1 tRNA gene is annotated in these 213 nt (G+C 54.9%); it reads left to right on the top strand.

The features are described 5' to 3' along the window. Nucleotides 1–138 precede the first annotated feature (138 nt). A tRNA-Arg gene (locus NA389_RS22015) sits at nucleotides 139–212 on the top strand. The last annotated feature ends 1 nt before the right edge of the window (nucleotide 213 follow it).

Raw genomic sequence — 213 nt, 5'->3', positions numbered from 1 at the left:
CATCCGTAGCTCAGCTGGATAGAGTACTCGGCTACGAACCGAGCGGTCGGAGGTTCGAATCCTCCCGGATGCACCATCTCTTACTTGATACGGCTTTCACCGCGGTATCAATATCGGCAGTAAAGCAAGTTTTCCGATGCATCCGTAGCTCAGCTGGATAGAGTACTCGGCTACGAACCGAGCGGTCGGAGGTTCGAATCCTCCCGGATGCAC

Source organism: Salmonella sp. NW645, from assembly GCF_051703725.1.
In the GTDB taxonomy this organism is placed as follows: Bacteria; Pseudomonadota; Gammaproteobacteria; order Enterobacterales; family Enterobacteriaceae; genus Salmonella; species Salmonella enterica.
This window is presented reverse-complemented; position numbering and strand designations above follow the sequence as displayed.